The organism is Kitasatospora fiedleri, assembly GCF_948472415.1.
GTDB lineage: Bacteria > Actinomycetota > Actinomycetes > Streptomycetales > Streptomycetaceae > Kitasatospora > Kitasatospora fiedleri.
Window position 1 is genome coordinate 5,263,946 of the sequence record NZ_OX419519.1, and the last position, 25,005, is coordinate 5,288,950.

A 25,005-nucleotide genomic window follows, 5' to 3' on the forward strand; every position below is an offset into this window, starting at 1 on the left:
TCGCAGGGCCCGGCACCGTCCGGCCCGGGCCGGACGGACTGGATGCCCGTGGGCAGCGGTCAGCACAGCCGTCCGGCCCCCGGCAGCGTGACGGGGGAGGCCGAAACTGACCGCCGTGCTGGTCGCCGCGGGCGCGTTCCTGATGACCCTGATCGGCGGTTTCGCCGCCCAGCGCACCGGGGACCGCCGCCACCTCGTGCTCGGCCTCGCCGCCGGACTGATGCTCGGCGTGGTCGCCTTCGACCTGCTGCCCGAGGCGCTGGAACAGGCCCCGCAGGAGGTCCACGGCGTCCCCGCGGCACTGCTGATGTTCGCCGCCGGGTTCCTCGCCATCCACGTGGTCGAACGCTCCGTCGCCATCCACCGCGGCCACGAGGGCGAGTACGCCGCGCACAGCCACGGGCACGCGCACGGCCATGCGCACGGGCACGCGCACGGGCCGGGGGAGCGGCAGCGCGAGCAGGGCGTCGGGATCGCGGCGGCCTCCGCGCTGGTCCTGCACAGCGTGATGGACGGCTTCGCGATCGGCGCCGCGTTCCAGGCCGGGACGACGGTCGGCACGGTCGTCGCCATCGCCGTCGTCGCGCACGACTTCGCGGACGGCTTCAACACGTACACCCTCACCCGGCTGTACGGGAACAACCGGCGGCGGGCCCTCGCGCTGCTGTTCGCCGACGCGCTCGCGCCCGTCACCGGGGCCGGGATCACGCTGCTGTTCACCATTCCGGAACAGCTGCTCGGGCTCTACCTCGGCTTCTTCGGCGGCTTCCTGATGTACCTGGCGACCTCCGACATCCTGCCCGAGGCCCACAGCCCGCACCCGTCGAAGGGCACGCTGGTGTGCACCCTGCTGGGGGTGGGGTTCATGTGGCTGGTAGTGGGGTTGGCGTGACGGCGGAGGGCTGGGGTGCCTCCGGCGGGGTGGGGAGCGGGGAGGGGCGGGCACCCTGGTGTGCACGCTGTTGGGGGTGGGGTTCATGTGGTTGGTGGTGGGGTTGGCGTGACGGCGGGGGCTGGGGTGCCTCCGGCGGGGTGGGGAGCGGGGAGGGGCGGGCACCCTGGTGTGCACGCTGTTGGGGTGGGGTTCATGTGGTTGGTGGTGGGGTTGGCGTAGGAGGTCGGCGGCTCAGCTCTCGGCCAGGGCGTTCCAGTGGTGGCGCAGGGCGGTGAGGGTGGCGGTGACGGCGGGGCGGCGGGAGGTCTGGGTGCGCCAGAGGGCGTAGACGCGGCGGACGGGCTCGGGGGTGACGGGGCGGGCGGTGGTGCCGGGCGGGAGGGGGCCGCGGCCCAGGCGGGGGATCAGGCCGAGGCCCAGGCCGGCGGCGATCAGGGCGAGCTGGGTCTGGAACTCGCCGACCCGGTGGGCGACGTCCGGTTCCTCGCCGGTCTCCCGCATGGTGCGCAGCAGCCAGTCGTGGCAGATGTTGCCGGGCGGCACGCTGATCCAGCGCTGACCGCGCAGCGCCGGCACCGGCACGGCGTCCAGTGCGGCCAGCGGGTGCCCGGCGGGCAGCAGCAGGTCGACCGGGTCCTCCCCGAGGTCGAGCCGGTCGAGGCCGTCCTGCACCGGCAGCGGGACGGTCTCCCAGTCCTGCACGACCGCCAGGTCGACCTCGCCGCGGGCCACCAGCTCGGCCGCCGGGTACGGGTCGCTCTCCAGCAGCCGGACGTCCAACTCGGGGCAGGTGGTGTGCAGTTCGGCGAGGACGGCGGGCAGCAGGCCGCGGGCCGCGGTGGGGAAGGCGGCCACCAGCAGCCGTCCGGCGGCCCGGCCGCGCTGCTCCTCCAGCGTCACCTCGGCCTGTTCGACCAGGGCCAGGACGCGCTGCGCGGTGTCCGCGAGCTGCCGGGCGGCGTCGGTCAACTGGACGCCCCGGCCCTGGCGTTCGAGCAGGACGGTGCGGGTCTCGCGTTCGAGTTTGGCGATCTGCTGGGAGATCGCGGACGGGGTGAAGCCGAGGGCCGAGGCGGCCCCGCCGACCGAGCCGTGCACGGCGACCGCGTGCAGGGCGCGCAGGCGTCCCAGATCCATCATGCAGCGATGCTAAACGATGGGGTTGAGGAATCGTCGCTGGTGCTGAACGGTCGGTGCGGGGGATGCTCGGGGCATGCCGCCCTCCTCCGCCATGCCGCCCCGTCACATCGCCCTGGCCGTGCTGGTCGCCGCCGTCTGGGGCCTGAACTTCGTGCTGATCGAGGTCGGTCTGCACGACTTCCCGCCGCTGCTGTTCTGCGCGCTGCGGTTCGCCGTGGTGGCGCTGCCCGCGGTGTTCCTGGTCGGCCCGCCGCGGGTGGCGTGGCGGTGGGTGCTGGGGGTCGGGCTGGCGCTCGGGGTGGTGAAGTTCGGGCTGCTCTTCCTCGGCATGCACGCCGGGATGCCGGCCGGGCTGTCCTCGCTGGTGCTGCAGGGGCAGGCCGGGTTCACCGCGCTGTTCGCCGCCGGGCTGCTGGGCGAGCGGCCGGCCCGGCTGCGGGTGGTCGGGCTGGTGGTGGCGTTCGCCGGGATCGCGCTGGCCGCCGCCGACCGGGGCGCGGGCGGCCCGGTGGGGGCGTTCGCGCTGGTGATCGGCGCGGCGGTGGCCTGGGGCCTGGCCAACGTGCTGACCCGCCGGGCCGCCCCGCCGGACGCGCTGCGCTGGATGGTGTGGGTCTCCGCGGTGCCGCCGCTGCCGCTGCTGGGGCTGTCGCTGCTGGTCGAGGGCCCGGACGCGGACCTGGCCGCGCTGCGCGGGATCAGCTGGTCGGGCGTCGGGGTGGTGCTGTACGTCGGCCTGGTGTCCACGCTGTTCGCGTTCGTCGCCTGGAGCCACCTGCTGCGCCGTTACGACGCCTCGGTGGTCGCCCCGTACTCGCTGCTGGTGCCGGTGTTCGGGATGTCCTCGGCGGCGCTGCTGCTCGGCGAGCGGTTCGGCCTGCCGGCCGGGGCGGCGACGGTGCTGGTGATCGCCGGGATCGGGCTGGGGGCGGTGCCCGCTACGGGGTGGGACCGGCTTCGTAGGCTTCCTCGGCGTGCCGCAGCGCCCGCAGCAGGGCGTCCTGCTCGGCAGGGCTGACCGGGCCGAAGTACTCCTGGGCGACCTCGTGCCGGACCCGGGAGATCCGCTCCAGCGCGCCGTGCCCGTCCTCGGTGAGCACCAGCCGCACCGCGCGGCGGTCGGCCGGGTCGGGGGTGCGGGCGACCAGACCGGCCTCCTCCAGGGCGTCGACCACGGTGGTGGCGGAGCGCGGGGCGATGTGCAGCCGCTCGGCGAGTTCGCTCAGCCGCATGGTCTCGGCACTCTCGCAGCCGGGCGCGTGGGCGAGGGTGCGCAGGGCCCGGCCCTGGGCGGGGGTGATGCCGTACGGCTCCAGCCGCTGCATGGTCCGCCGGCGGATGCGCTTCATCGCCCGGGTGAGCGCGTCGGCGAGTTCCGCTGCGGTGTCGGCGGGGCCGGGGGAGGTCATGGGCACAGGGTAGCGGGCGGGTCGGGGCCGGTACGGAGGGTGACCGATCTCGCCTCGATAACATGTTGAGCTTGGCTCAGCAATCGAGTAGCTTAGGGCAGCCTAAGTCATCCGAGTCGTCCGAGTCATCCGTGTCCGCAGTTCGCAAGGAGTCCGTCATGGCCCGCTCCACCGCCCGCGTCAGCACCGACCGCCCCGCCCGCTACGCCAAGCAGCTCGCCGCCCACATGGGCCGCAAGGTCCCCGCCGAGTGGTCGGAGGAGACCGGCCGCGGCTCGCTCGCCTTCGGCGCCGGTCGGGCCGAGCTCACCGCCGAGGACGGCGCGCTGCTGCTCGCCGTCGAGGGCGCCGAGGAGAGCCTCGAACAGCTGGAGGACGTGGTCGGCCGCCACCTGGTCCGCTTCGGCACCCGCGACGAGCTGGTCGTCGCCTGGCAGCGCGAGAGCGGCGCGGCCGGCACCGTCCAGCGCCTCGCCGCCGAGGAGGGCTGACCGGCCCCGGTCGGCGGGAGTCCTGACGGGGCGTCGGGCAAGCGGGCGCCAGACGCGCGGGCGTCAGGTCTGCGGGCGCCAGGTGCGGGGGCGTCAGGTCTGCGGGCGTCAGGTGCGCGGGCGTCCGGGCAGCAGGCGCGGCAGCAGCAGGTGCAGCCCGAGCAGCAGCAGGCCGGCCAGGCACCAGCTGGCCAGCACGTCCAGCAGCCAGTGGAAGTCGCTCCACACCAGGCCCGCCCCCACGCCCAGGCAGACCAGCGAGGCCAGCGCGCCCACCCGCCGCCCGGCCGCCACCGACAGCACCCGGGCCAGCAGCAGCGCCGCCGTCCCGTACGCGATCGACGAGGTCGCGGTGTGCCCCGACGGGTACCAGCCCCACTGGGACCCGGCCAGCGGCACCCCGTACGGGCCCGGGCGGGCGAACCAGACCTTTGCCGGCACCACCAGCAGCGGGATCAGCACCGCGGCCGCCACCGCCACCGGCACCGGCACCCACCAGCGCGGACGCCCGCCGCGCCGGGCCAGCCAGGCCGCCAGGCCCGCGCACCCCAGCAGCACCGGGACCGCGACCGTCCCGCCGCCCAGGTCGGACAGCGCCACGCCCAGGTGGTTCAGCAGCGCCGAGCCGATCGCCCGGCGGACGTGCCGCACCCCGTCGCGCACCGCCGTGTCGACCCCCAGCAGCGGCCCGTCCACCGCGACCTGCCAGGAGATCGCGGCCAGCAGCACCGCCAGCGCCGCCGCCGCCAAGACAGCGAAAATCGGCCGCCCCGGAGCAGGGGGAGAGCTCCGGGGCGGCCAAGGTGATCGCCGCGCCGTGCGGCCCGGGGGTGTGGGCGGGACGGCCGGTCGATCGTTCATGTGCGTCCGCCTCAACGGCGGACGGGGTTGTGGGCAGTGCGTGCGGTTCGCTGTCCATCTGTGATGACAGTACGTCAAAGCCGGGTCCCGGAAGGGCGGACCGGCCAGCATCCACAGCATCTTCACCACCGGTGGAGCAACCTCCACCCGTGCGGCGGAACCCGCCGGGGCCGGCCCCGGCGGGTTCCGCTACCGGCCGGGATCAGGCGCCGGCGAAGGCCGACTCCAGGATGTCCAGGCCCTCGGCCAGCAGGTGCTCCGGGATCACCAGCGGCGGCAGGAAGCGCAGCACGTTGCCGTAGGTGCCGGCGGTCAGCACCACCAGGCCCTCCGCGTGGCACGCCTTCGCGATCGCCGCGGTCACCTCCGGGTTCGGCTCCTTGCCGCCCGGCTTCACCAGCTCCACCGCGACCATCGCGCCGCGGCCGCGGACCTCGCCGATCACGTCGTACTTCTCCTGCATGGCCCGCAGCCGGCCCAGCATGACCTCGCCGATCCGGCGCGCCTTGCCGTTCAGGTCCTCGGACTTCATGGTCTCGATCGCGCCCAGCGCGGCCGCGCAGGCCACCGGGTTGCCGCCGTAGGTGCCGCCCAGGCCGCCCGAGTGCGCCGCGTCCATGATCTCGGCCCGGCCGGTCACCGCCGCCAGCGGCAGGCCGCCGGCGATGCCCTTCGCGGTGGTGATCAGGTCCGGGACGATGCCCTCGTCCTCGCACGCGAACCACTCGCCGGTGCGGCAGAAACCGGTCTGGATCTCGTCCGCCACGAACACGATCCCGTTCGCCTTCGCGAACTCCACGATCGCCGGCAGGAAGCCCTTGGCCGGCTCGATGAAGCCGCCCTCGCCCTGGATCGGCTCGATGATGATCGCCGCGACGTTCTCCGCGCCGATCTGCTTGGTGATGACCTCGATCGCCTGCGCGGCGGCCTCGGCGGCGCAGTTCTCCGCACCGGTCAGCCAGCGGTACGGGTACGCCACCGGCACGCGGTGGATCTCCGGCGCGAACGGGCCGAAGCCCTGCTTGTACGGCATGTTCTTCGCGGTCAGGCCCATGGTCAGGTTGGTCCGGCCGTGGTAGCCGTGGTCGAACACCACCACGGCGGTCCGCTTGGTGTAGGCGCGGGCGATCTTCACCGCGTTCTCCACCGCCTCGGCGCCCGAGTTGAACAGCGCGGTGCGCTTGTCGTGGTCGCCCGGGGTCAGCTCGTTCAGCTGCTCCGCCACCGCCACGTAGCCCTCGTACGGGGTCACCATGAAACAGGTGTGCGTGAACGCGGCCAGCTGCTCGGTCGCCCGCGCCACCACCGCGGCGGCGCTGTTGCCCACGTTCGTCACGGCGATGCCCGAACCGAAGTCGATCAGGCTGTTGCCGTCCACGTCCTCCAGCACGCCGCCGCCGGCCCGCGACACGTACACCGGCAGCGTGGTGCCCACGCCCGCCGGCACCGCGCCGAGCTTGCGCGACTGCAGCTCCTGCGACTTCGGGCCGGGGATCGCGGTGACCAGGCGGCGCTCCTGCGGGAGCGGAGTTGCAGCGCTCATCTGTCTTCTCCAAGTTCTTGACGCGGTACCCGCAGGCTACGACCGGCCCCGCGGCCCGGGCATGCGCCACTCGGTACTGCTGGGCCGCCCCAATTGTCCGACGCGGCCAGTGGCCGAAGATCGGCTGCGCGCCCGCGCACTCCACTACATTGGCCCCCGGGTGTGTCGGTGGGACGGCGATGCGGGTATGGCACCGCCGGCAACGTAGGAGGGGCCCGAAGTGGAACTGAACGACGCGAGAACCCAACCCACCCATCCCCATCTCCCCCCGCCCCGCGCCCCCTTCCACCTCCCCACCTGGGCCACCGCCCCCGCCCCGAGGCCGCCCCCGGCATCTACCGGCAGCACCACACCCCGCACGACCCGAAGGCCGCCGAACAGGCGAGGACCCCGGCGGGGCCGCTGCTGCTGCGGGCGGCGCTGAACCTGGCGGTCGGGGCCTTCGTCTACCTCGAAGGCGTCTCCCTGCTGCAGGGACTGCTGACCACCCTCGGGCTCACCGCCCCCAACTCCTTCGTGATCTCCCTGCTGATCGCCGCCGCCGTCAACGCCGCGCTGATCATCCTGGTGCTGATGGTCTTCGGCCGGATGGGCCGCTGGGGCGAGGTGTGGCGGCGCTGGATCGCCCCCGTGCTCTCCCGCACCGTCACCGAGGTTCCCACCGAGCCCGAGGAGACCGCCCCCGCCGTCGACGTCTGGGCCGAGCTGCGGCCGGCCGGGGACGCGGTGCGCCGGCTGGAGGGGGAGCCGGTCGGGGACGTGGACTACGTGCGGCTGCACCAGGCGTGGCGGACGGTGGGCGGCGACCCGGTCGCGTGGCGGGAGTTCGCCGCGCAGGTGGCGGCCCGGGGCGCGGCGGCGTGCGCGCACCCGTCCGAGCAGCGGGACCTGCCGGGCGGGCGGACGGCGCGGCACGACCTGCTGGTGCGCCAGGTGCGGCTGGGCACGGCGCAGGACGTGCCGAAGAACCCGGTGACGCACCGGAACGCCGGCTTCGCGCTGGACCCGCGGGTGCTGGGCACCTCGCTGCTGGCGGTCGGCCCGGCCGGCACCGGCAAGACCGCCTCGCTGGCCCGCCCGGTCGCCGAGGCGCTGTGCCTGCAGGCGCTGGCGGGCGCGGCCTGCGCGGTGGTGGTCGGCGCGGCCGACGCGGACCTCGGGCCGGACGACTGGTACGACGTGGTGATCGCCCCCGGCGACCCGGACGCCCCGTACGGCCTGGACCTGTACGGTGCGGCGCCGCACTCGGACGAGGCGGCGGCCCGGCTGGCCGACGCGCTGCTGCCGGACGAGCTGGCGCCGCGCGCGGAGAGCGCCCGGGCCGCGATGCAGCAGGTGGTCGGGCCGTACCGGGCGGCGTACGGCGGCTACCCGGGGGTGCGGGCGCTGCGGGCGCTGCTGGCGGGGGACGCGGAGGGCTGGGCGGAGCTCGCCGAGCGGCTGCGGAAGTCGGGGCGGTGGCCGGAGTTCGAGGCGGACCTGCAGCAGCGCGAGCGGATGCACGGCCGGGCCGACGACCCGGGCGCACTGCTGGCGGACCGGCTCGCGCTGCTGGACCGGCCCGCGCTGGCGGCCGGGTTCTCCGGCGGCCCGGACGCCAAGCCGGCCTTCGCGATGCGCGCCCTGGAGCACCCGCTGCGGGTGCGGGTCAAGCTGCCCGAGCGCAGCCACCCGGAGGCCGCCCGGATTCTGTCGCGGCTGCTGCTGGGCCAGTTCACCCAGGCCGCCGCCGACCGCCGGGACCGCGAGCTGTTCGCCGGGATGGTGCTGGACGACGCCACCGCCGCCGTGGACGCGCAGGCGATCCGCGGCGTCCAGCGGCTGCGCGGCGCCAACGCCGGCGTGCTGCTGCTGCTGCGCACGCTGTCCGACCTGCCGGAGGCGCTGCGCGCGCCGCTGTTTGGCGCGGTCGGCAACCGGATGGCGTTCCCCGGCATCGCGCCCTGGGACGGCCGGCTGTTCTCCGAGGCATGGGGCACCCACCTGGTCCGGGAGACCGCCGTCACGCACGTCCCGGACACCTCGGGAGGAACGGTTCGCCGGGCCGGCCGGCTGCTGCGCAAGGCGCTGTCCGGCACCACCGCGCAGACCGAGTCGGTCACCACCCGGGACGTCGAGCGGCACCGCTGGTCGCCGTCCGACCTGGCGCACGCGCTGCCGTCCGGGCACGCGGTGATCTCGCTGACCTCGGTGACGGGGGAGCAGGTGCCGCCGCTGCTGGTCGACCTGCGGCGCTGAGCCCGGCCGCCCGGCCGCTCGGCTGGCCGACCAACCGGCCACGAGAGCATTTGGGTCACGAAAGCTACGGACCGGCGGATTCCGGCGCCCCGGCTTGTCCGGAGCGTCCATAATGGGAGGAGAACCCTCACTCGCCCGGCCGCAACGGCGCGGCCAGGTCGAACCACCGAAGGTGCCATGCCCCCCACTCTCGCCTCCGTCGTCCGGACCTCCGCGCTCCACCTGACGGTGCTGGCCGGCGCGGACCACCTGGAGCGACCCGTCCGCTGGGTCCACACCAGCGAGCTGGACGACCCCACCCCGTTCCTCGAGGGCGGCGAGCTGCTCCTCACCACCGGCATCAAGCTGGGCAGGAGCGCCGCCAAGCTGCAGGCGTACGTGCACCGGCTGGCCGACGCGGGCGTGGTCGGCCTCGGGCTGGGCGTGGGCCTCTCGCACAGCGAGGTGCCGCAGGCCCTGGTGGAGGCCGCCGCCCAGCGCGGGCTGCCGCTGCTGCGGGTGCCCGAGGCGACGCCGTTCATCGCGATCTCCAAGACCGTCTCGGCCGCGCTGGCCGCCGAGCAGTACGAGGCCGTCACCACCAGCTTCGAGGCGCAGGAGGAGCTGACCCGGGCCGCGCTCGGCAAGGACGGCACCACCGCGATCGTGCGCCGGCTGGCGGCCCGGCTGGGCGGGTGGGCCGCGCTGTACGACGGCTCCGGCGCGCTGTCCGCGGTCGCCCCGGACTGGGCCGCCCGCCGGGCCGGCCGGCTGGCCGCCGAGGTGGACCGGCTGCGCCGCCGCCCCGCCCCGTCCAGCGCCGCCCTGCAGGGCCGGGCCGGGACGATCGACACCGCCGACGAGGACTACGTGGTGGTCCAGTCGCTGGGCGCCGACCGCCGCCCGCGCGGCTTCCTCGCGGTCGGCACCGAGGACCGGATCACCCCGACCGAGCGGTACGTGCTGAACGCCGCCGTCGCGCTGCTCACCCTCACCCTGGAGCGCTCGCGCGAGCTGCGGCAGGCCGAGGAGAAGATGGGCGCCGCGCTGCTGCGGATGGTGCTGGCCGGGGAGGTCGGCACCGCCCGGCAGGTCGCCGCCGGGCTGTTCGGCGGCCTGCCCGAGGGCACCGTCCGGGTGCTGGTGGCCGCCGCCGGGCCCGGCCCGGAGGCGGCGGAGGCGCTCGGCGAACTGGGCGACCGGGCCGAGAACGCCGGCGGCAAGGTCGGCGAGAAGCTGCTGGTGGCCCGCGAGGACGGCGCGCACGGGCCGCGGCTGACGGTGCTCGCGCTGGACAACGGCTCGGCGCACCGGGCCTGCCTGGGCGCCGTCGAGGAGCACGAGGGCCTGGCGCTGGGCGTCTCCGCCCCCGCCGCGCTGGAGGACGCCGGCACCGCGCACGCCCAGGCCGAACGGGCCCTGGCGGTCGCCCAGCGCGGCGGCCGCCGCACCGTCGACCACGAGGAGGTCGGCGCCGGCTCGCTGCTGCCGCTGCTCGGCGAGGAGGCCGTCACCGCCTTCGCCGAGGGCCTGCTGCGCCCGCTGCGCGAGCACGACCGCACCGCCCGCGGCGACCTGGTCGCCTCGCTGCGCGCCTGGCTCTCCCGGCACGGCCAGTGGGACGCCGCCGCGGCCGACCTGGGCGTGCACCGGCACACGCTGCGCTACCGGATGCGGCGGGTCGAGGAGCTGCTCGGGCGCTCGCTGGACGACACCGACGTCCGGATGGAGCTGTGGCTGGCGCTGCGCTCCGGCGAGGACTGACCGGGGGCGGGCGAGGGGCGGACGGAGCGCGGACGGGGTGCGGGCGCGGACCCGGACGGCCGTGTCCGCGGCGTACTAATCGGTCCGGACTTTTCGTCCCGTCCGTCCAATCGGAAACCCGCTTCCCTCCCCCTACCGTGAAGGCGACAAGTCTTCGAGGGAAGGGGCCGGTGCGACCGTGACCACCACTCATGAGTTCTGGCTGGCCGGGCGGCGGGCGAGCGGCGAGGCGGAGTTCGAGGTCCGCCACCCGCACGACGACAGCCTGGTGGCGAAGGTCAGCGTGCCGACCGACGCGCAGGTGGAGGAGGCCGTCGCGGCCGCCGCCGCCGCGGTGCCGGTGTTCGCCGCGACCCCGGCGCACCAGCGGGCGGGCGCGCTGGACCACGTCGCCAAGCGGCTGGCCGAGCGCACCGAGGAGATCGCCCGGCTGATCACCGCCGAGAACGGCAAGCCGATCAAGTGGGCGCGCGGCGAGGTCGGCCGCGCGGTGTCGGTGTTCCGCTGGGCCGCCGAGGAGGCCCGCCGGACCAACGGCGAGACCCTGCGGCTGGACACCGACCCGGGCGGCACCGGCCGGTACGCGATCGTGCGGCGCTTCCCGCGCGGCGCGGTGCTCGGCATCGCCCCGTTCAACTTCCCGCTGAACCTGGTGGCGCACAAGGTCGCCCCGGCGATCGCGGTGGGCGCCCCGATCATCCTCAAGCCCGCCCCGGCCACCCCGCTCTCCGCCCTGGTGCTGGGCGAGATCCTGGCCGAGACCGACCTGCCGGCCGGCTCCTGGAGCGTGCTGCCGGTGGAGAACGCCGAGATGCCGGCCCTGGTGCAGGACACCCGCCTGCCGGTGATCTCGTTCACCGGTTCGGACAGGGTCGGCTACCAGATCATGGACTCGGTGCCGCGCAAGCACGTCACCCTGGAGCTCGGCGGCAACGCCGCGGCCGTGGTGCTGGCCGACTGGAACTCCGAGGCGGACCTCGACTGGGCGGCCGGCCGGATCGCGCTGTTCGCCAACTACCAGGGCGGCCAGTCCTGCATCTCGGTGCAGCGGGTGATCGCCGACGCGAGCGTCTACGACCGCCTGGTGGAGAAGGTCGTCGCCAAGGTGGGCGCCCAGGTCACCGGCGACCCGTACGACGAGGCCACCGACGTCGGCCCGCTGGTGGACCGGAAGGCCGCCGAGCGCGTCGAGTCCTGGGTCGAGGACGCGGTCGCCAAGGGCGCCAAGGTGCTCACCGGCGGCAGCCGGGACGGCGCGGCGTACGCGCCGACCGTGCTGGCGGAGCTGCCCGCCGACGCGATCCTGGCCACCGCCGAGGTGTTCGGCCCGGTGCTGTCGCTGCACCGGGTGGAGGGCACCGAGGAGGCGTTCGCCGCGGTCAACGACTCGGCGTTCGGCCTGCAGGCGGGCGTGTTCACGCACGACGTGCAGACCGCGTTCCGGGCCCACCGGGAGCTGGAGGTCGGCGGCGTGATCATCGGCGACGCGCCGTCCTACCGGGCCGACCAGATGCCGTACGGCGGGGTGAAGGACTCCGGCGTGGGCCGCGAGGGCGTGCGCTACGCGATGGACGACTTCACCTTCGAGAAGGTGCTGGTCCTCACCGGCCTCGACCTCTGAGCGGCCCCCGCGAGGCCCGCTGAGCGCTCCCGCGCCCTTCCCGGGTGTCCCGACGCCCCGCCCCGCCGCCTTCCCACGGCCCGGCGGGGCGTCCGGCCGTCCGGCCCCGTCCCGGCCCCGTCCCGGGCCGGGGCAGGGCCGGCGGCAGGACACAATGGGGGGCATGAACTCGCTCGCCCATCCGCAGTCGCGCTTCACTCCGGCCGTGCAGGACCCGGACGGCCCCCGGGAGTTGGTCATCCTGGGCTCGACCGGTTCGATCGGCACCCAGGCCATCGACGTGGTGCTCCGCAACCCCGACCGGTTCAGGGTGGTGGCCCTGTCGGCGGCCGGCGGCCGGGTCGAGCTGCTCGCCGAGCAGGCCGTCGCGCTGGGCGTGCGCACCGTGGCGGTGGCCGACCCGGCCGCCGCCGGGCCGCTGCGCGCCGCGCTGGCCGCGCGGGCCGGCGGGGCCCCGCTGCCCGAGGTGCTGGCGGGCCCGGACGCGGCGACCGAACTGGCCGCGACGGAGTGCCACTCGGTGCTGAACGGCATCACCGGCTCGATCGGCCTGGCGCCGACGCTGGCCGCGCTGCGGGCCGGCCGGGTGCTGGTGCTGGCCAACAAGGAGTCGCTGATCGTCGGCGGCCCGCTGGTGAAGGCGGTCGCCAGGCCCGGCCAGATCGTGCCGGTGGACTCCGAGCACGCCGCGCTGTTCCAGGCGCTGGCCGGCGGCACCCGCGCCGAGGTCCGCAAGCTGGTGGTGACCGCCAGCGGCGGCCCGTTCCGCGACCGCACCCGCGAGCAGCTGGCGGGCGTCACCCCGGCCGAGGCGCTGGCCCACCCGACCTGGGCGATGGGCCCGGTGGTGACGATCAACTCGGCGACCCTGGTGAACAAGGGCCTGGAGGTGATCGAGGCCCACCTGCTGTACGACGTGCCCTTCGACCGGATCGAGGTGGTGGTCCATCCGCAGTCGGTCGTTCATTCGATGGTGGAGTTCACGGACGGCTCCACGCTCGCCCAGGCCAGCCCGCCGGACATGCGGATGCCGATCGCGCTGGGCCTCGGCTGGCCCGACCGGGTGCCCGACGCCGCGCCCGGCTGCGACTGGACCAAGGCCGCGACCTGGGAGTTCTTCCCGCTGGACGACGCGGCCTTCCCGGCGGTCGAGCTGGCCCGCGAGGTGGGTACGCTCGGCGGGACGGCCCCCGCGGTCTTCAATGCCGCGAACGAGGAATGTGTGGACGCTTTCCTGAACGGCGCGCTGCCCTTCACCGGAATCGTGGACACTGTGGCGAAGGTGGTCGCCGAACACGGCACCCCGGCGGCGGGAACTTCGCTCACGGTGGAGGACGTACTCCAGGCTGAGCACTGGGCCCGCGCCCGGGCCCGGGAACTGGCGGCAGGTTAGGTACGACGGAGGCGACGCGGTGGACAAGCTGATGTGGGTGCTGGGCGTCCTGATCTTCGTGGTCGGGCTGCTCTTCTCGATCGCCTGGCACGAGCTCGGCCACCTGTCCACCGCGAAGCTGTTCGGCATCCGGGTGCCGCAGTACATGGTCGGCTTCGGCCGGACCATCTGGTCGACCAGGCGCGGTGAGACGGAGTACGGCCTCAAGGCGATCCCGTTCGGCGGCTACATCCGGATGATCGGCATGTTCCCGCCCGGCGCGGACGGCCGGATAGCGAAACGCTCCTCCTCGCCCTGGCGGAGCATGATCGAGGACGCCCGGGAGGCCTCCTACGAGGAGCTGCAGCCAGGCGACGAGACCCGGCTGTTCTACACCCGCAAGCCGTGGAAGCGCGTCATCGTGATGTTCGCCGGCCCGGGCATGAACCTGATCCTGTCGCTCGGCCTGTTCCTCGCGCTCTTCATGGGCATCGGCGTGCAGCAGGCCGTGCCGACCGTGCAGGAGGTCAGCGAGTGCGTCGTCCCGGTCAGCGCCAAGACCGACGACTGCGGGCAGGGCGCCGAGAAGTCCCCGGCCAACCTGGCGGGCCTGCGGGCCGGTGACACCGTGCTCGGCTTCGGCGGCGTGCCGATCCACGACTACCCGCAGCTGCAGAACCTGATCCGGGACTCCGCGGGCAAGCAGGTCGACATCCTGGTCCGGCACCGCGACGGCGGCGAGCAGACGCTGTCCGCCGCGATCAAGACCAACACCCTGCAGGCGTACGACAAGGACAACAACCCGGTCAAGGGCCAGACCGTCACCGCCGGCTTCCTCGGCATCACCCCCGCCACCGGCGTGCACCACATGTCGCTCGGCGAGAGCACCGAGCAGATGACGACGATGGCCCGGCACAGCGTCGAGTCGCTCACCCAGCTGCCCGGCAAGATCCCCGGCCTGTGGCACGCCGTGGTCGACGGCACCCCGCGCGACGCCGACTCGCCGATCGGCATGGTCGGCGCCGCCCGGCTCGGCGGCGACGTGTTCTCGATGGACCTGCCCGCCACCCAGCGGCTCGCCTTCTCGGTGCAGCTGCTGGCCGGCATCAACCTGATGCTGTTCCTGTTCAACATGCTCCCGCTGCTGCCGCTGGACGGCGGCCACATCGCCGGCGCGCTCTGGGAGGCGCTGCGCCGCAACCTCGCCAAGCTGCTGCGCCGCCCCGACCCCGGCCCGTTCGACGTGGCCCGGCTGATGCCGCTGGCCTACGTGGTCGCCGGCGTCTTCATCTGCTTCACCGGCCTCGTGATGGCCGCCGACATCGTCAACCCGGTGCGCATCAACTAGCGCCGCGCGCCATCCACGGCCGGGTGTGCCCCGCCACCCGGCCGTGCCGTACCGTTGGACGCCGGGCGCCCCCGCCACCGCGGTGCGCCCCGGCTCACCGACCTCTCCAGAGGAAAAACTGCGCACATGACCGCGATCTCGCTCGGTATCCCCTCCCTGCCGCTCAAGCCGCTGGCCCAGCGCCGCCACTCGCGTCAGATCATGGTCGGCAACGTGCCGGTCGGCGGCGACGCGCCGGTCTCGGTGCAGTCGATGACCACCACGCTCACCTCCGACGTCAACGCGACCCTCCAGCAGATCGCCCAGCTGACCGCCTCGGGCTGCCAGATCGTCCGGGTCGCCGTCCCCTCGCAGGACGACGCCGACGCGCTGCCGATCATCGCGAGGAAGTCGCAGATCCCGGTGATCGCCGACATCCACTTCCAGCCGAAGTACGTGTTCGCCGCGATCGACGCCGGCTGCGCCGCCGTCCGCGTCAACCCCGGCAACATCAAGGCGTTCGACGACAAGGTCGGCGAGATCGCCAAGGCCGCCAAGGACGCCGGCGTGCCGATCCGGATCGGCGTCAACGCCGGTTCGCTCGACAAGCGCCTGCTGGAGAAGTACGGCCGGGCCACCCCCGAGGCGCTGGTGGAGTCCGCGCTCTGGGAGTGCTCGCTGTTCGAGGAGCACGACTTCCGCGACATCAAGATCTCGGTCAAGCACAACGACCCGGTCGTGATGATCAACGCCTACCGGCAGCTCGCCGCCGCCTGCGACTACCCGCTGCACCTGGGCGTCACCGAGGCCGGCCCCGCCTTCCAGGGCACCATCAAGTCCGCGGTGGCGTTCGGCGCGCTGCTGGCCGAGGGCATCGGCGACACCATCCGGGTCTCGCTCTCCGCCCCGCCGGCCGAGGAGATCAAGGTCGGCATCCAGATCCTGGAGTCGCTGAACCTCCGTCAGCGCGGCCTGGAGATCGTCTCCTGCCCGTCCTGCGGCCGCGCCCAGGTCGACGTCTACAAGCTCGCCGAGGAGGTCACCGCCGGCCTGGAGGGCATGGAGGTGCCGCTGCGGGTCGCCGTCATGGGCTGCGTCGTCAACGGCCCCGGCGAGGCCCGGGAGGCCGACCTCGGCGTCGCCTCCGGCAACGGCAAGGGCCAGATCTTCGTCAAGGGCGAGGTGATCAAGACCGTTCCCGAGTCGAAGATCGTCGAGACCCTGATCGAGGAGGCCATGAAGCTGGCCGAGCAGATGCAGGAGGAGGGCGTGGAATCCGGCGCCCCCGTCGTCGTGGCCGCCGAGTGACGGTCTGAAGCCCCCCGGCGGGGCCGCCCGGCAGGGGCGGTCCCGCCCGTTCGAGAGGTGCCACCCGTGCTCGACCGAGGTGTGATGCTGCCCGGCCCGTTCCAGGCCGCCCGGGCGCTCGCCGCCACCCGCGTGCTGGAGGCCCCCGACCTCGACGAGGCGCTGGAGATCCTGCACCGCGACCCCGTCGCCAACGCCTTCGTCGCCACCCGGGTGGAGGCCGTCGGCCTCGACCCCTGGCGGCTCGGCGGCGAGATGTGGGGCTGGCACGACGCCGACGGCCGGCTCGACGCGCTCTGCTACGCGGGCGCCAACCTCGTCCCGGTCAACGCCGGGCCCGAGGCCGTCCGGGCCTTCGCCGAACGGGCCCGCCGGCAGGGCCGCCGCTGCTCCTCCATCGTCGGCCCCGCCGAGGCCACCGCGACCCTCTGGGCGCTGCTGGAGCGCTCCTGGGGCCCGGCCCGCGACGTCCGCGCCCACCAGCCGCTGATGGCCACCTCCACGCCCGTCACCCAGGTCGAACCCGACCCGCTGGTGCGCCGGGTCGAGCGCGCCGAGATCGAGGCGCTGATGCCCGCCTGCGTGGCCATGTTCACCGAGGAGGTCGGCATCTCCCCGCTGGCCGGCGACGGCGGGCTGCTCTACCAGGCCCGGGTCGCCGAACTGGTCTCCACCGGACGCTCGTTCGCCCGGTTCGACCAGGACGGCAAGGTGGTCTTCAAGGCCGAGATCGGCGCCGTCACCGTCGGCGCCTGCCAGATCCAGGGCGTCTGGGTGGCCCCCGAGCACCGCGGCAGGCGGCTCTCCGAGACCGGCATGGCCGCCGTCGTCAACACCGCCCTCGCCGAGGTCGCCCCCGTCGTCTCGCTGTACGTCAACGACTTCAACATCCGCGCCCGCGCCGCCTACCGCCGGGTCGGCTTCCGCGAGGTCGGCGCGTTCATGAGCGTGCTGTTCTGACCCGGCCGGGCCGGCCGACCCGGGGTCAGGGGCGCGCCGGGTCGTGCAGCGGCAGGTGCGCGCCCATCACCGCGTACGGGCGGACGGTGTTCGGGAAGCGCACCGCCGGCGCCAAGTCCCGGTAGCCCAGCGAGCGGTACAGCCGGCGCGCCGGGGTCTCCGCGTCGATCGCCGACAGGATCGACCGGTCCAGCCCCGAGTGCCCGCACAGCGTGCGGATCAGCCGGGTGCCCAGGCCCAGCCCCTGGAACTCCGGCAGCACGTGCAGCTCCGTCACCGCGAACACCCCGTCCAGCCAGTCCTCGTGGCCGCGCGCCGCCAGGTACGGCTCGATCACCGTCGACCACCAGTGCTCGCGCCGGTTCGGCATCCCGTACCCGAACCCGACCAGCCGCCCCCGCGCCATCGCCCCCAGCGCCACCACCCCCGGCTGCAGCGCGTGCCGCCCCACGATCGGCAGCCGGACCGCGACCTCGTGCGGCCCGAGCCCGAACGCGACCGCCTGGACCTCCAGCACGGCAGGCGCCCACGCCGCCAGGTCGATGGCCTCGATCGTCACCCCGGTGAGCTGCTCCATGAAGCGGGACGTTACTACCTGCCGTCCCGGGCGGCGCCACGCCCCGGCCTCAGAGCCAGGACGCGAACTCCAGACGGAGTTCGGCCGCCGCGGTGTCGCCCGCGGCCAGCGCCGCCAGGGCGGTGTCCGCCGCCCGCAGCAGGGTCCAGGCCCGGACCCGGTCGGCGGGGAGCTCCACCGCCTCCGCGAGCCGGGCGAGCCGGCGGCGGGCCGCGCCGCGCGGGCCCGGGGAGGCGGCCAGGGTGTCCAGCCGCTCCAGCACCAGGCCCGCCAGGTCGTAGGCCCGGTCGCCGACCAGGGGGCGCGGGGCCACCGCCAGCCACGGGGCGCGGTCCGCCGCCAGCACCCGGCCGTGCTCCAACTCCCCGTGCAGCAGCCACCCTTCGGCGTCCGCCGCCAGCGCGACCGCCTCCAGGGCCTCGTCCAGCAGCGGTCCGGCGTCCGCCGCGAGCGGCAGCGCGCGCCGGGCGGCGACGCGCTCGGCGAGCCGCCGCGCGTGCTCCGCCAGGGTCGGGAAGCCGTGGCCGGCCGGAGCCGGCACCCACAGGCGGCGCAGCAGGCTGGTGGCCTCCAGCATCGCCTGGGCCTCGGCCAGCGAGCGCAGCGGGATCTCCCCGTGCAGCCGCTCCAGCAGCAGGGCGCCGTCCGCCTCGGCCAGCAGCAGCACCGCGCCCCGCCCGGCCCACGCCCGCAGCGCGGCGGCCTCGCCGGGCGACCGGGAGACCTTCACCGCCACCGGCGCCAGGTCGTCGGCCCGGTGCGCGTACAGCACCACGCTGCCCCGGCCGCCGGGCTCCACCACCCGCTCGGGCACCAGGTCCCAGTCCGCCAGCCGCCGCGCGACCAGCCCGGGCAGCTCCGCCAGCCACGCCAGCGCCGCCGGGCTCCCCTCCGCCCGCACCGACTCGACGAGACGCTCGGGGACGCTGAACCGCGCAGCTTGTGCCATGGGAGCGATTATCCGGGGCGGGGCCGGCGTCCGGGGTCAGACCGCTTCCGCCAGGCCCGGGAGGGCGGGGAGGTCGGCGCCCCAGTGGGCGGCGCGCAGGGCGGACTCGCGCAGGGCGGCGGCGGCCCGCTCGCGCAGGGCGGTGGTGGCGGCGAGGTCGGCGTAGGCCGCGGTCAGCTGGGTCTCCAGGTAGGCGGCCAACTGGGCGGCGGTGGCGGCGTCCTTGACCTGGAAGGGCAGGCGGTAGCCGGGGGCGGCGGCGGTGGGGGAGGCGCCGCCGGCGGTGAGGACGCGCTGCCAGGTGTCGCGGCGGGCCTGGTGCGCGCCGTACGTGGTGCGGGCGTCCTCGCGCTGGGGCCCGGCCGGGAGGAACGCGCCGACCACGCCGTAGCCGTAGACGGCGGCGTGCTCGGCGGCGAGGGCCGCCTGGAGGGCGGCGGTGTCGGCGGCCGGGAGCGCGACGGGGGAGGCGGAGGTGGAGGCGGAGTCGGCGGGCGCGGGGGCGGGTGCGGGGGCGGCGGCGGGGACGGCGGGGTCGCCGAGGGCGGCCGCGTGGGCCGCGTCGGAGGCGGCGACCGAGGCGAGGGTCCGGGCCAGCTCCGGGGAGGCGGCGGCCAGGTCGGCCAGACGCAGCGCGGCGGTCCGCTGCTCGGCGGCGGCCAGGTCGGCGGAGGTCCGGGCGGTCGCGCTCGCGCTCGCGGCGGGGAACCGGCGGGCGAGGTGGAGGGGGAGGTGGAGGGGGAGGCCGGGCCCGAGGCGGCGGGGGAGGCCGAGGGCAGCGGTCCGGCCAGTGCCTCGCGGTGCCGGGTGAGGTCCTCGCGCAGGTCGGCGAGCCGGTCAGCGTCGGCCGGGCCGGTGGCGAGGACGGCGTCGTAGTCGGCCAGCAGGGCGTCGGTGGCGGCGAGTTGGCGCAGCCGCAGCGGCCGGTCCGGGTCCGCGGCGGTGGGCTTCGGCGGGGCCGGGCGGTCGCCGGTGCAGCCGCAGAGCAACTGGAGCCCGCCGAGCGCCCCGAGGGCCAGCAGGGTCCGCCGTGTGGGTGCGGGCATCGGTGCTCCAGCCGGGTCGGTGGGGGCCCTGTGCCCCCCGTCGGGAGAATCTTTACCGGAGCCGCACCGGCCCCGTACGGAGCTTGGACGGTATCCGACCGCTGTGAGCTTCCTCGCAGGGGGTGCGGGCCGTCCGGGTCGGAATCGGCGGTTCGGGGGTTGACCCGATAGGCTTCGCGATGAGTTAGCACCTTCGACAACAGCAGACGCGGCCGAGGAGTCACCCGGATGAGCACCACCCCCACTGACCGGCTGCGCGCGTTGTTGGAGCCGCTGGCGGCCGAGGCCGGGTTGGACCTGGAAGAGGTCAGGGTGACCCAGGCCGGCAGCCGCCGCCAGGTGCAGGTCGACGTGGACGCCGACGGCGGCGTCGACCTCGACGCGGTCGCCGAGTTCTCCCGCCTGGTGAGCGAGGCGCTGGACGAGTCGGACCTGATGGGCGCGGCCCCGTACCTGCTGGAGGTCGGTTCGCCGGGCGCCGAGCGCCCGCTGAGCGAGCCGCGGCACTGGCGGCGGGCGGTCGGCCGGCTGGCCGCGGTCAAGCTGGTGGACGGCGCGGAGCTGACCGCGCGGGTGCTGGAGAGCGACGAGGACGGCGCGCTGGTCGAGGTGCAGCCGGTCAAGGGGCGCGGCCGCCCCAAGGAGCGCCGGCTGGAGTTCGCGGAGGTCGCGCGGGCCCGGGTGCAGGTCGAGTTCAACCGCAAGGACGAGGAACCCGTCGACGCCGCCGCCGACATCGCGGACGTGGACGCGGACGAAGAGGAAGAGGAGGCGTAGTCGTGGACATCGACATGAGTGCCCTGCGCGGGCTGGTCACCGAGAAGGGCGTGCCGTTCGACCTGCTGGTCGAGTCGATCGAGTCGGCCCTCCTCATCGCGTACCACCGCACCGAGGGCTCGCGCCGCCGGGCGCGGGTGGAGCTGAACCGCAAGACCGGCCACGTGACGGTCTGGGCGCTGGAGGACGCCTCCGAGCTGGAGGAGGGCGTGGAGCCGAAGGAGTTCGACGACACCCCGTCGGGCTTCGGCCGGATCGCCGCCTCCACCGCCAAGCAGGTCATCCTGCAGCGCCTGCGGGACGCCGCCGACGACCAGACCTTCGGCGAGTACGCGGGCAAGGAGGGCGACATCGTCACCGGTGTCGTCCAGCAGGGCAACGACCCGAAGAGCGTGCTGGTCGACATCGGCAAGCTGGAGGCCATCCTGCCGCCGCAGGAGCAGGTCCCGGGCGAGGACTACCGGCACGGGACCCGGCTGAAGTGCTACGTGGTGGGCGTGCGGCGCGGTGTCCGCGGCCCGTCGGTGACGCTCTCGCGCACCCACCCGAACCTGGTGAAGCGGCTGTTCGCGCTGGAGGTCCCGGAGATCGCGGACGGCTCGGTGGAGATCGCCGCGATCGCCCGCGAGGCCGGCCACCGCACCAAGATCGCGGTCTGGTCGCGCCGGCAGGGCCTGAACGCCAAGGGCGCCTGCATCGGCCCGAACGGCATGCGGGTGCGCACCGTGATGTCCGAGCTGCACGGCGAGAAGATCGACATCGTCGACTGGTCGGAGGACCCGGCGGAGATGGTCGCCGCCGCGCTGTCGCCCGCGCGGGTGACGAAGGTGGAGATCGTCGACCTGGCCCAGCGCTCCGCCCGGGTGATCGTGCCGGACTACCAGCTGTCGCTGGCGATCGGCAAGGAGGGGCAGAACGCCCGGCTGGCCGCCCGTCTCACCGGCTGGCGGATCGACATCCGTCCGGACACCGAGGCCCCCGCCGGGGAATCGGCAGCCCGCTAACAACGTTGTCAGGTGCCTCCGGAGATCTACTCGGCGGCGGTGAGTCCCTTCGGAGGGGTAGACTTGAACGTGTCTGGCCGGACGCATGTCCGGGCATGCCCTGAGCGCACCTGCGTGGGCTGCCGCAAGCGCGCGGCCAAGCACGAGCTGCTGCGTGTCGTGGCGGGCGAGGGCGAATGCGTCCCCGATCCCCGCGGCACACTGCCGGGCCGGGGTGCGTATCTGCACCCCGACCCGAACTGCCTCGACCTCGCGGTCCGCCGCCGGGCGTTCCCCAGGGCCTTCCGGGTCCAGGGCGCGCTCGACCCCGGCGCCCTGCGGGAGCACGTCGGGGCGGAAGCCAGTCCGGCCGATCGGCAGTCGGCCCACTGACGGGCCCCGCGCCCGGCAACACGCACCAGCGCACGGCACGTGGCACGTCGCCGTGCACCCAGTCAGGTACCTCGCGAGATGGAAGTAGGTCGAGATTGCGATGAGCACTCGATGAGTACGCGATGAGTACGCCCATGAAGTAACAGCAGTCCGGCGGACGAATACCCCGGACGCATAGACAGGAGCGAAGTGGCTAAGGTCCGGGTATACGAACTCGCCAAGGAGCTTGGCTTGGAGAGCAAGGCCGTCATGGCCAAGCTCACCGAGCTGGGCGAGTTCGTGCGTTCGGCGTCCTCGACGATCGAGGCGCCGGTCGTGCGTAAGCTGACTGACGCTTTGGGAGCGACCCCGCCGTCCGGCGGCGCGTCCTCCGCGAAGCCTGGCCCGCGGAAGCCCGCGGCGCCCCAACCGACCGGCAGCGCCGGTTCCGCGGCACCCAAGCCGGGTGGCGCCCCCACCCCCGGCCCGCGTCCCATCGTGACGCCGGGCCCCCGTCCCACCCCCGCGACCCCCGCGCCCGCGGCGGGTCCGTTCGCGCCGAAGCCGGCCGGGGCCCCCGCCCCGGGTCCGCGCCCGGCGACGCCCGCCCCGGCCGCTCCGGCGCCGGCGGCGGAGTTCTCCTCCCCGGCCCCGGCCGGCGAGGCTCCGGCGCGTCCGGCCGCCCCGCGGCCGGCCCCGGCGAACCCCGCGGCCCGTCCGGGTCCGCGGCCGTCCGGCCCGCGGCCGGGCAACAACCCCTTCACCTCGGGCGGCGCGTCGGGCATGGCCCGTCCGTCCGCCCCGCGTCCGGGCGGTGCGCCGTCCGGTGAGCGCGGCCCCCGTCCCGGTGGCGAGCGCGGTCCCCGTCCGGCCGGTGCGCCGGGTGGCGAGCGCGGTCCCCGTCCGGTGGCGAGCGCGGTCCCCGTCCGGGCGGTGCCCCGGGTGCCGGCGCCCCGCGTCCGGGCGGTGCGCCGTCCGGTGAGCGCGGTCCCCGTCCCGGTGGCGCCCCGCGTCCCGGTGGCCCGGGTGCCGGTGCCCCCCGTCCCGACGGCATGCCGCGTCCGGCCGCTCCGCGTCCGGGTGGTGCGCCCAGCCCGTCCGGGATGCCCCGTCCGAACCCCGGCATGATGCCGCAGCGTCCGGGCCCGCGCCCGGGTCCGGGTGCCGGTGCGCGTCCGGGTGGCCCCGGTGCGCGTCCGGGCGCTCCGGGCGGCGGTGCCCGTCCCGGCTTCCAGGGTCGTCCGGCCGGTCCGGGCTCGCGTCCGGCCGGTGGCGGCTTCGGCGGCCCCCGTCCGGGTGGCGGCGCCGGTGGCGGTGGCGGCTTCGGTGGCGGCGGTGCCCGTCCCGGTGGCTTCGGCGGTCGTCCCGGTGGCCCGGGTGCCCGCGGTGGCACGCAGGGCGCGTTCGGTCGCGGCCCCGGCGGCCGTCCGGCCCGCGGCCGGAAGTCGAAGCGCGCGAAGCGCCAGGAGTACGAGGCCATGCAGGCCCCGTCCGTCGGCGGCGTGATGCTGCCGCGCGGCAACGGCTCGACCGTTCGCCTCTCGCGCGGCGCTTCGCTGACGGACTTCGCGGAGAAGATCAACGCCAACCCGGCGGCGCTCGTCTCGGTGATGTTCAACCTCGGTGAGATGGTCACCGCCACCCAGTCGGTCTCCGACGCCACGCTGCAGCTGCTGGCCGACGAGATGGGCTTCGTGCTGGAGATCGTCAGCCGGGACGACGAGGACCGCGAGCTGCTGGAGTCGTTCGACATCGACTTCGGCGTCGACGAGGGCGACGAGGAGCAGCTGGCTCCGCGTCCGCCGGTGGTCACCGTCATGGGTCACGTCGACCACGGCAAGACCCGCCTGCTCGACGCGATCCGCAAGACCAACGTGGTCGCGGGCGAGGCCGGCGGCATCACCCAGCACATCGGTGCCTACCAGGTGGCGACCGAGGTGAACGGCGAGGAGCGCCGGATCACCTTCCTCGACACCCCGGGTCACGAGGCGTTCTCCGCCATGCGTGCCCGTGGTGCCAAGTCCACCGACATCGCGATCCTGGTGGTCGCGGCCAACGACGGCGTCATGCCGCAGACGGTCGAGGCGTTGAACCACGCCAAGGCCGCCGGCGTGCCGATCGTGGTCGCGGTCAACAAGATCGACGTCGAGGGCGCGGACCCGACCAAGGTCCGCGGCCAGCTCACCGAGTTCGGCCTGGTGGCCGAGGAGTACGGCGGCGACACCATGTTCGTCGACATCTCCGCCCGCCAGGGCCTCTACATCGAGGAGCTGCTGGAGGCCGTGGTCCTGACCGCGGACGCCTCCCTCGACCTGCGCGCCAACCCGGAGCAGGACGCCCAGGGCATCGCGATCGAGGCCCACCTGGACAAGGGCCGCGGCGCCATGGCGACGCTGCTCATCCAGCGCGGCACCCTGCGGGTCGGCGACTCGATCGTGGTCGGCGACTCCTACGGCCGCGTCCGCGCGATGCTGGACGAGAACGGCAACAGCCTCTCCGAGGCCGGCCCGTCCCGTCCGGTCATGCTGCTCGGCCTGACCTCGGTGCCCCGCGCCGGCGACAGCTTCATCGTCGTCGACGAGGACCGCACCGCCCGCCAGATCGCCGAGAAGCGCTCCGCCCGCGACCGCAACGCCTCGATGGCCCAGCGCCGCGTCCGCGTCTCGCTGGAGGGCTTCGAGGCCGCGCTGGCCGCCGGCAACATCGAGAAGCTCAACCTCATCATCAAGGGTGACGTCTCCGGTTCCGTCGAAGCCCTCGAGGACGCGCTCGTCAAGCTGGACGTGGGCGAAGAGGTCGAGCTGCGCATCCTGCACCGCGGTGTGGGTGCCATCACCGAGTCCGACGTGGACCTGGCGATGGGCTCGGACGCCATCATCATCGGCTTCAACGTGCGCGCCGAGGGGCGTGCCCGTACCGCGGCCGAGCGCGAGGGCGTCGACATCCGGTACTACTCGGTCATCTACCAGGCGATCGAGGAGATCGAGGCCGCGCTCAAGGGCCTGCTCAAGCCCGAGTACGAGGAGGTGCGCCTCGGCTCCGCGGAGATCCGCGAGGTGTTCCGCTCCTCCAAGTTCGGCAACATCGCCGGTGTGCTCGTCCGCGAGGGCATCATCCGCCGCAACACCAAGGCGCGCCTGCTGCGCGACGGCAAGGTCGTGGCGGAGAACCTCAACATCGAGGGCCTGCGCCGCTTCAAGGACGACGCGACCGAGGTCCGCGAGGGCTTCGAGGCCGGTGTCACCCTGGGCTCGTTCAACGACATCAAGATCGAGGATGTCATCGAGACCTACGAGATGCGGGAGAAGCCGCGCTCGTAACGGGTACCGGGCCGGGGTCGGCCGGCGGGTGCGTTAACCCGTCGACCGGCCCCGGCCGTGCTTGTTAGGGTCG

General features: G+C 74.8%; 20 protein-coding genes and 1 pseudogene. 14 read left to right on the plus strand and 7 right to left on the minus strand.

What is annotated here, in order from left to right:
- Positions 1-142: 142 nt before the first annotated feature.
- Positions 143-892: a ZIP family metal transporter gene (locus tag QMQ26_RS24210; RefSeq protein ID WP_100840730.1), complete on the plus strand. Its 750-nt coding sequence runs from the start codon at positions 143-145 to the stop codon at positions 890-892.
- Between the two features lie 234 nt (positions 893-1,126).
- Here QMQ26_RS24210 and QMQ26_RS24215 read toward each other — a convergent pair whose 3' ends face one another.
- Positions 1,127-2,035 (minus strand): LysR family transcriptional regulator, encoded by a 909-nt coding sequence (locus tag QMQ26_RS24215; protein ID WP_282202665.1) that lies wholly within the window; start codon positions 2,033-2,035, stop codon positions 1,127-1,129.
- A gap of 91 nt (positions 2,036-2,126) precedes the next feature.
- On the opposite strand from QMQ26_RS24215, the gene QMQ26_RS24220 reads away from it, so the two are divergent.
- Positions 2,127-3,053 carry an EamA family transporter gene (locus QMQ26_RS24220; RefSeq protein ID WP_100840729.1) on the plus strand — a complete coding sequence of 309 codons (927 nt, stop codon included), beginning with the start codon at positions 2,127-2,129 and terminating at the stop codon, positions 3,051-3,053.
- On the opposite strand, the gene QMQ26_RS24225 is transcribed toward QMQ26_RS24220, so the two are convergent.
- Entirely contained in the window at positions 2,974-3,444 is a 471-nt protein-coding gene (locus tag QMQ26_RS24225) for a MarR family winged helix-turn-helix transcriptional regulator (protein ID WP_100840471.1), read from the minus strand. The two genes, QMQ26_RS24220 and QMQ26_RS24225, sit on opposite strands and share 80 nt — an antisense overlap.
- A gap of 158 nt (positions 3,445-3,602) precedes the next feature.
- Here QMQ26_RS24225 and QMQ26_RS24230 point away from each other — a divergent pair, with 158 nt between their 5' ends.
- Positions 3,603-3,935, plus strand: a complete 333-nt coding sequence (locus QMQ26_RS24230) for a DUF2218 domain-containing protein (protein WP_282202666.1) — start codon at positions 3,603-3,605, stop codon at positions 3,933-3,935.
- Between the two features lie 108 nt (positions 3,936-4,043).
- Here QMQ26_RS24230 and QMQ26_RS24235 read toward each other — a convergent pair whose 3' ends face one another.
- Together QMQ26_RS24235 and gabT are read right to left on the minus strand one after the other, a co-directional pair.
- Complete coding sequence (locus QMQ26_RS24235; protein ID WP_282202667.1) at positions 4,044-4,685, minus strand: phosphatase PAP2 family protein; 642 nt, start codon at positions 4,683-4,685, stop codon at positions 4,044-4,046.
- A 313-nt stretch (positions 4,686-4,998) separates the two neighbouring features.
- Entirely contained in the window at positions 4,999-6,339 is a 1,341-nt protein-coding gene (gene gabT / locus QMQ26_RS24240) for a 4-aminobutyrate--2-oxoglutarate transaminase (protein WP_100840468.1), read from the minus strand.
- A gap of 168 nt (positions 6,340-6,507) precedes the next feature.
- Here gabT and QMQ26_RS24245 point away from each other — a divergent pair, with 168 nt between their 5' ends.
- From QMQ26_RS24245 to QMQ26_RS24275, 7 genes are all read left to right on the plus strand, one after another.
- Positions 6,508-8,577 carry an ATP-binding protein gene (locus QMQ26_RS24245; RefSeq protein WP_282202668.1) on the plus strand — a complete coding sequence of 690 codons (2,070 nt, stop codon included), beginning with the start codon at positions 6,508-6,510 and terminating at the stop codon, positions 8,575-8,577.
- Positions 8,578-8,754: 177 nt separating this feature from the next.
- Positions 8,755-10,320: a PucR family transcriptional regulator gene (locus QMQ26_RS24250; RefSeq protein WP_100840466.1), complete on the plus strand. Its 1,566-nt coding sequence runs from the start codon at positions 8,755-8,757 to the stop codon at positions 10,318-10,320.
- 178 nt (positions 10,321-10,498) lie between these two features.
- The gene (locus QMQ26_RS24255) at positions 10,499-11,941 is read left to right on the plus strand and encodes an aldehyde dehydrogenase family protein (RefSeq protein ID WP_282202669.1); all 1,443 of its coding nucleotides are present in this window, start codon (positions 10,499-10,501) and stop codon (positions 11,939-11,941) included.
- A 154-nt stretch (positions 11,942-12,095) separates the two neighbouring features.
- Complete coding sequence (gene dxr, locus QMQ26_RS24260) at positions 12,096-13,334, plus strand: 1-deoxy-D-xylulose-5-phosphate reductoisomerase (protein ID WP_400693435.1); 1,239 nt, start codon at positions 12,096-12,098, stop codon at positions 13,332-13,334.
- A 19-nt stretch (positions 13,335-13,353) separates the two neighbouring features.
- Complete coding sequence (locus QMQ26_RS24265) at positions 13,354-14,661, plus strand: M50 family metallopeptidase (protein ID WP_282202670.1); 1,308 nt, start codon at positions 13,354-13,356, stop codon at positions 14,659-14,661.
- Between the two features lie 126 nt (positions 14,662-14,787).
- Complete coding sequence (gene ispG / locus QMQ26_RS24270) at positions 14,788-15,948, plus strand: flavodoxin-dependent (E)-4-hydroxy-3-methylbut-2-enyl-diphosphate synthase (protein ID WP_033253947.1); 1,161 nt, start codon at positions 14,788-14,790, stop codon at positions 15,946-15,948.
- Between the two features lie 84 nt (positions 15,949-16,032).
- Complete coding sequence (locus tag QMQ26_RS24275; protein ID WP_100840462.1) at positions 16,033-16,908, plus strand: GNAT family N-acetyltransferase; 876 nt, start codon at positions 16,033-16,035, stop codon at positions 16,906-16,908.
- Positions 16,909-16,933: 25 nt separating this feature from the next.
- Here the strand turns inward: QMQ26_RS24275 and QMQ26_RS24280 are convergent, their stop codons facing one another.
- From QMQ26_RS24280 to QMQ26_RS38325, 3 genes are read right to left on the minus strand one after another with little or no spacing between them, the layout of a single operon-like run.
- Positions 16,934-17,485 carry a GNAT family N-acetyltransferase gene (locus QMQ26_RS24280; RefSeq protein ID WP_282202671.1) on the minus strand — a complete coding sequence of 184 codons (552 nt, stop codon included), beginning with the start codon at positions 17,483-17,485 and terminating at the stop codon, positions 16,934-16,936.
- A gap of 49 nt (positions 17,486-17,534) precedes the next feature.
- Complete coding sequence (locus tag QMQ26_RS24285) at positions 17,535-18,434, minus strand: aminoglycoside phosphotransferase family protein (protein WP_282202672.1); 900 nt, start codon at positions 18,432-18,434, stop codon at positions 17,535-17,537.
- Between the two features lie 36 nt (positions 18,435-18,470).
- Positions 18,471-18,818: a DUF4439 domain-containing protein gene (locus tag QMQ26_RS38325; RefSeq protein ID WP_404813948.1), complete on the minus strand. Its 348-nt coding sequence runs from the start codon at positions 18,816-18,818 to the stop codon at positions 18,471-18,473.
- Between the two features lie 890 nt (positions 18,819-19,708).
- On the opposite strand from QMQ26_RS38325, the gene rimP reads away from it, so the two are divergent.
- The 4 genes and pseudogenes from rimP to infB all read left to right on the plus strand — a co-directional run bounded on the left by rimP (position 19,709) and on the right by infB (position 24,932).
- Positions 19,709-20,257 carry a ribosome maturation factor RimP gene (rimP, locus tag QMQ26_RS24295; RefSeq protein ID WP_282202673.1) on the plus strand — a complete coding sequence of 183 codons (549 nt, stop codon included), beginning with the start codon at positions 19,709-19,711 and terminating at the stop codon, positions 20,255-20,257.
- A gap of 2 nt (positions 20,258-20,259) precedes the next feature.
- Positions 20,260-21,261: a transcription termination factor NusA gene (nusA, locus tag QMQ26_RS24300; RefSeq protein WP_100840458.1), complete on the plus strand. Its 1,002-nt coding sequence runs from the start codon at positions 20,260-20,262 to the stop codon at positions 21,259-21,261.
- A gap of 69 nt (positions 21,262-21,330) precedes the next feature.
- Positions 21,331-21,633, plus strand: coding sequence for a YlxR family protein (locus tag QMQ26_RS24305; RefSeq protein WP_100840727.1), 303 nt, complete (start codon positions 21,331-21,333; stop codon positions 21,631-21,633).
- Between the two features lie 189 nt (positions 21,634-21,822).
- Positions 21,823-24,932 (plus strand): annotated as a pseudogene (gene infB / locus QMQ26_RS24310) (translation initiation factor IF-2).
- Positions 24,933-25,005: the final 73 nt, after the last annotated feature.

Bases quoted from the DNA above. Each gene is read 5' to 3' on its own strand.
- gabT (WP_100840468.1), bottom strand. From the start codon at position 6,339: ATGAGCGCTGCAACTCCGCTCCCGCAGGAGCGCCGCCTGGTCACCGCG.
- QMQ26_RS24280 (WP_282202671.1), bottom strand. From the start codon at position 17,485: ATGGAGCAGCTCACCGGGGTGACGATCGAGGCCATCGACCTGGCGGCG.
- dxr (WP_400693435.1), top strand. From the start codon at position 12,096: ATGGGGGGCATGAACTCGCTCGCCCATCCGCAGTCGCGCTTCACTCCG.
- QMQ26_RS24275 (WP_100840462.1), top strand. From the start codon at position 16,033: ATGCTGCCCGGCCCGTTCCAGGCCGCCCGGGCGCTCGCCGCCACCCGC.
- QMQ26_RS24210 (WP_100840730.1), top strand. From the start codon at position 143: ATGACCCTGATCGGCGGTTTCGCCGCCCAGCGCACCGGGGACCGCCGC.
- QMQ26_RS24250 (WP_100840466.1), top strand. From the start codon at position 8,755: ATGCCCCCCACTCTCGCCTCCGTCGTCCGGACCTCCGCGCTCCACCTG.
- QMQ26_RS24230 (WP_282202666.1), top strand. From the start codon at position 3,603: ATGGCCCGCTCCACCGCCCGCGTCAGCACCGACCGCCCCGCCCGCTAC.
- QMQ26_RS24225 (WP_100840471.1), bottom strand. From the start codon at position 3,444: ATGACCTCCCCCGGCCCCGCCGACACCGCAGCGGAACTCGCCGACGCG.
- QMQ26_RS24220 (WP_100840729.1), top strand. From the start codon at position 2,127: ATGCCGCCCCGTCACATCGCCCTGGCCGTGCTGGTCGCCGCCGTCTGG.
- ispG (WP_033253947.1), top strand. From the start codon at position 14,788: ATGACCGCGATCTCGCTCGGTATCCCCTCCCTGCCGCTCAAGCCGCTG.
- QMQ26_RS24285 (WP_282202672.1), bottom strand. From the start codon at position 18,434: ATGGCACAAGCTGCGCGGTTCAGCGTCCCCGAGCGTCTCGTCGAGTCG.
- QMQ26_RS24215 (WP_282202665.1), bottom strand. From the start codon at position 2,035: ATGATGGATCTGGGACGCCTGCGCGCCCTGCACGCGGTCGCCGTGCAC.
- rimP (WP_282202673.1), top strand. From the start codon at position 19,709: ATGAGCACCACCCCCACTGACCGGCTGCGCGCGTTGTTGGAGCCGCTG.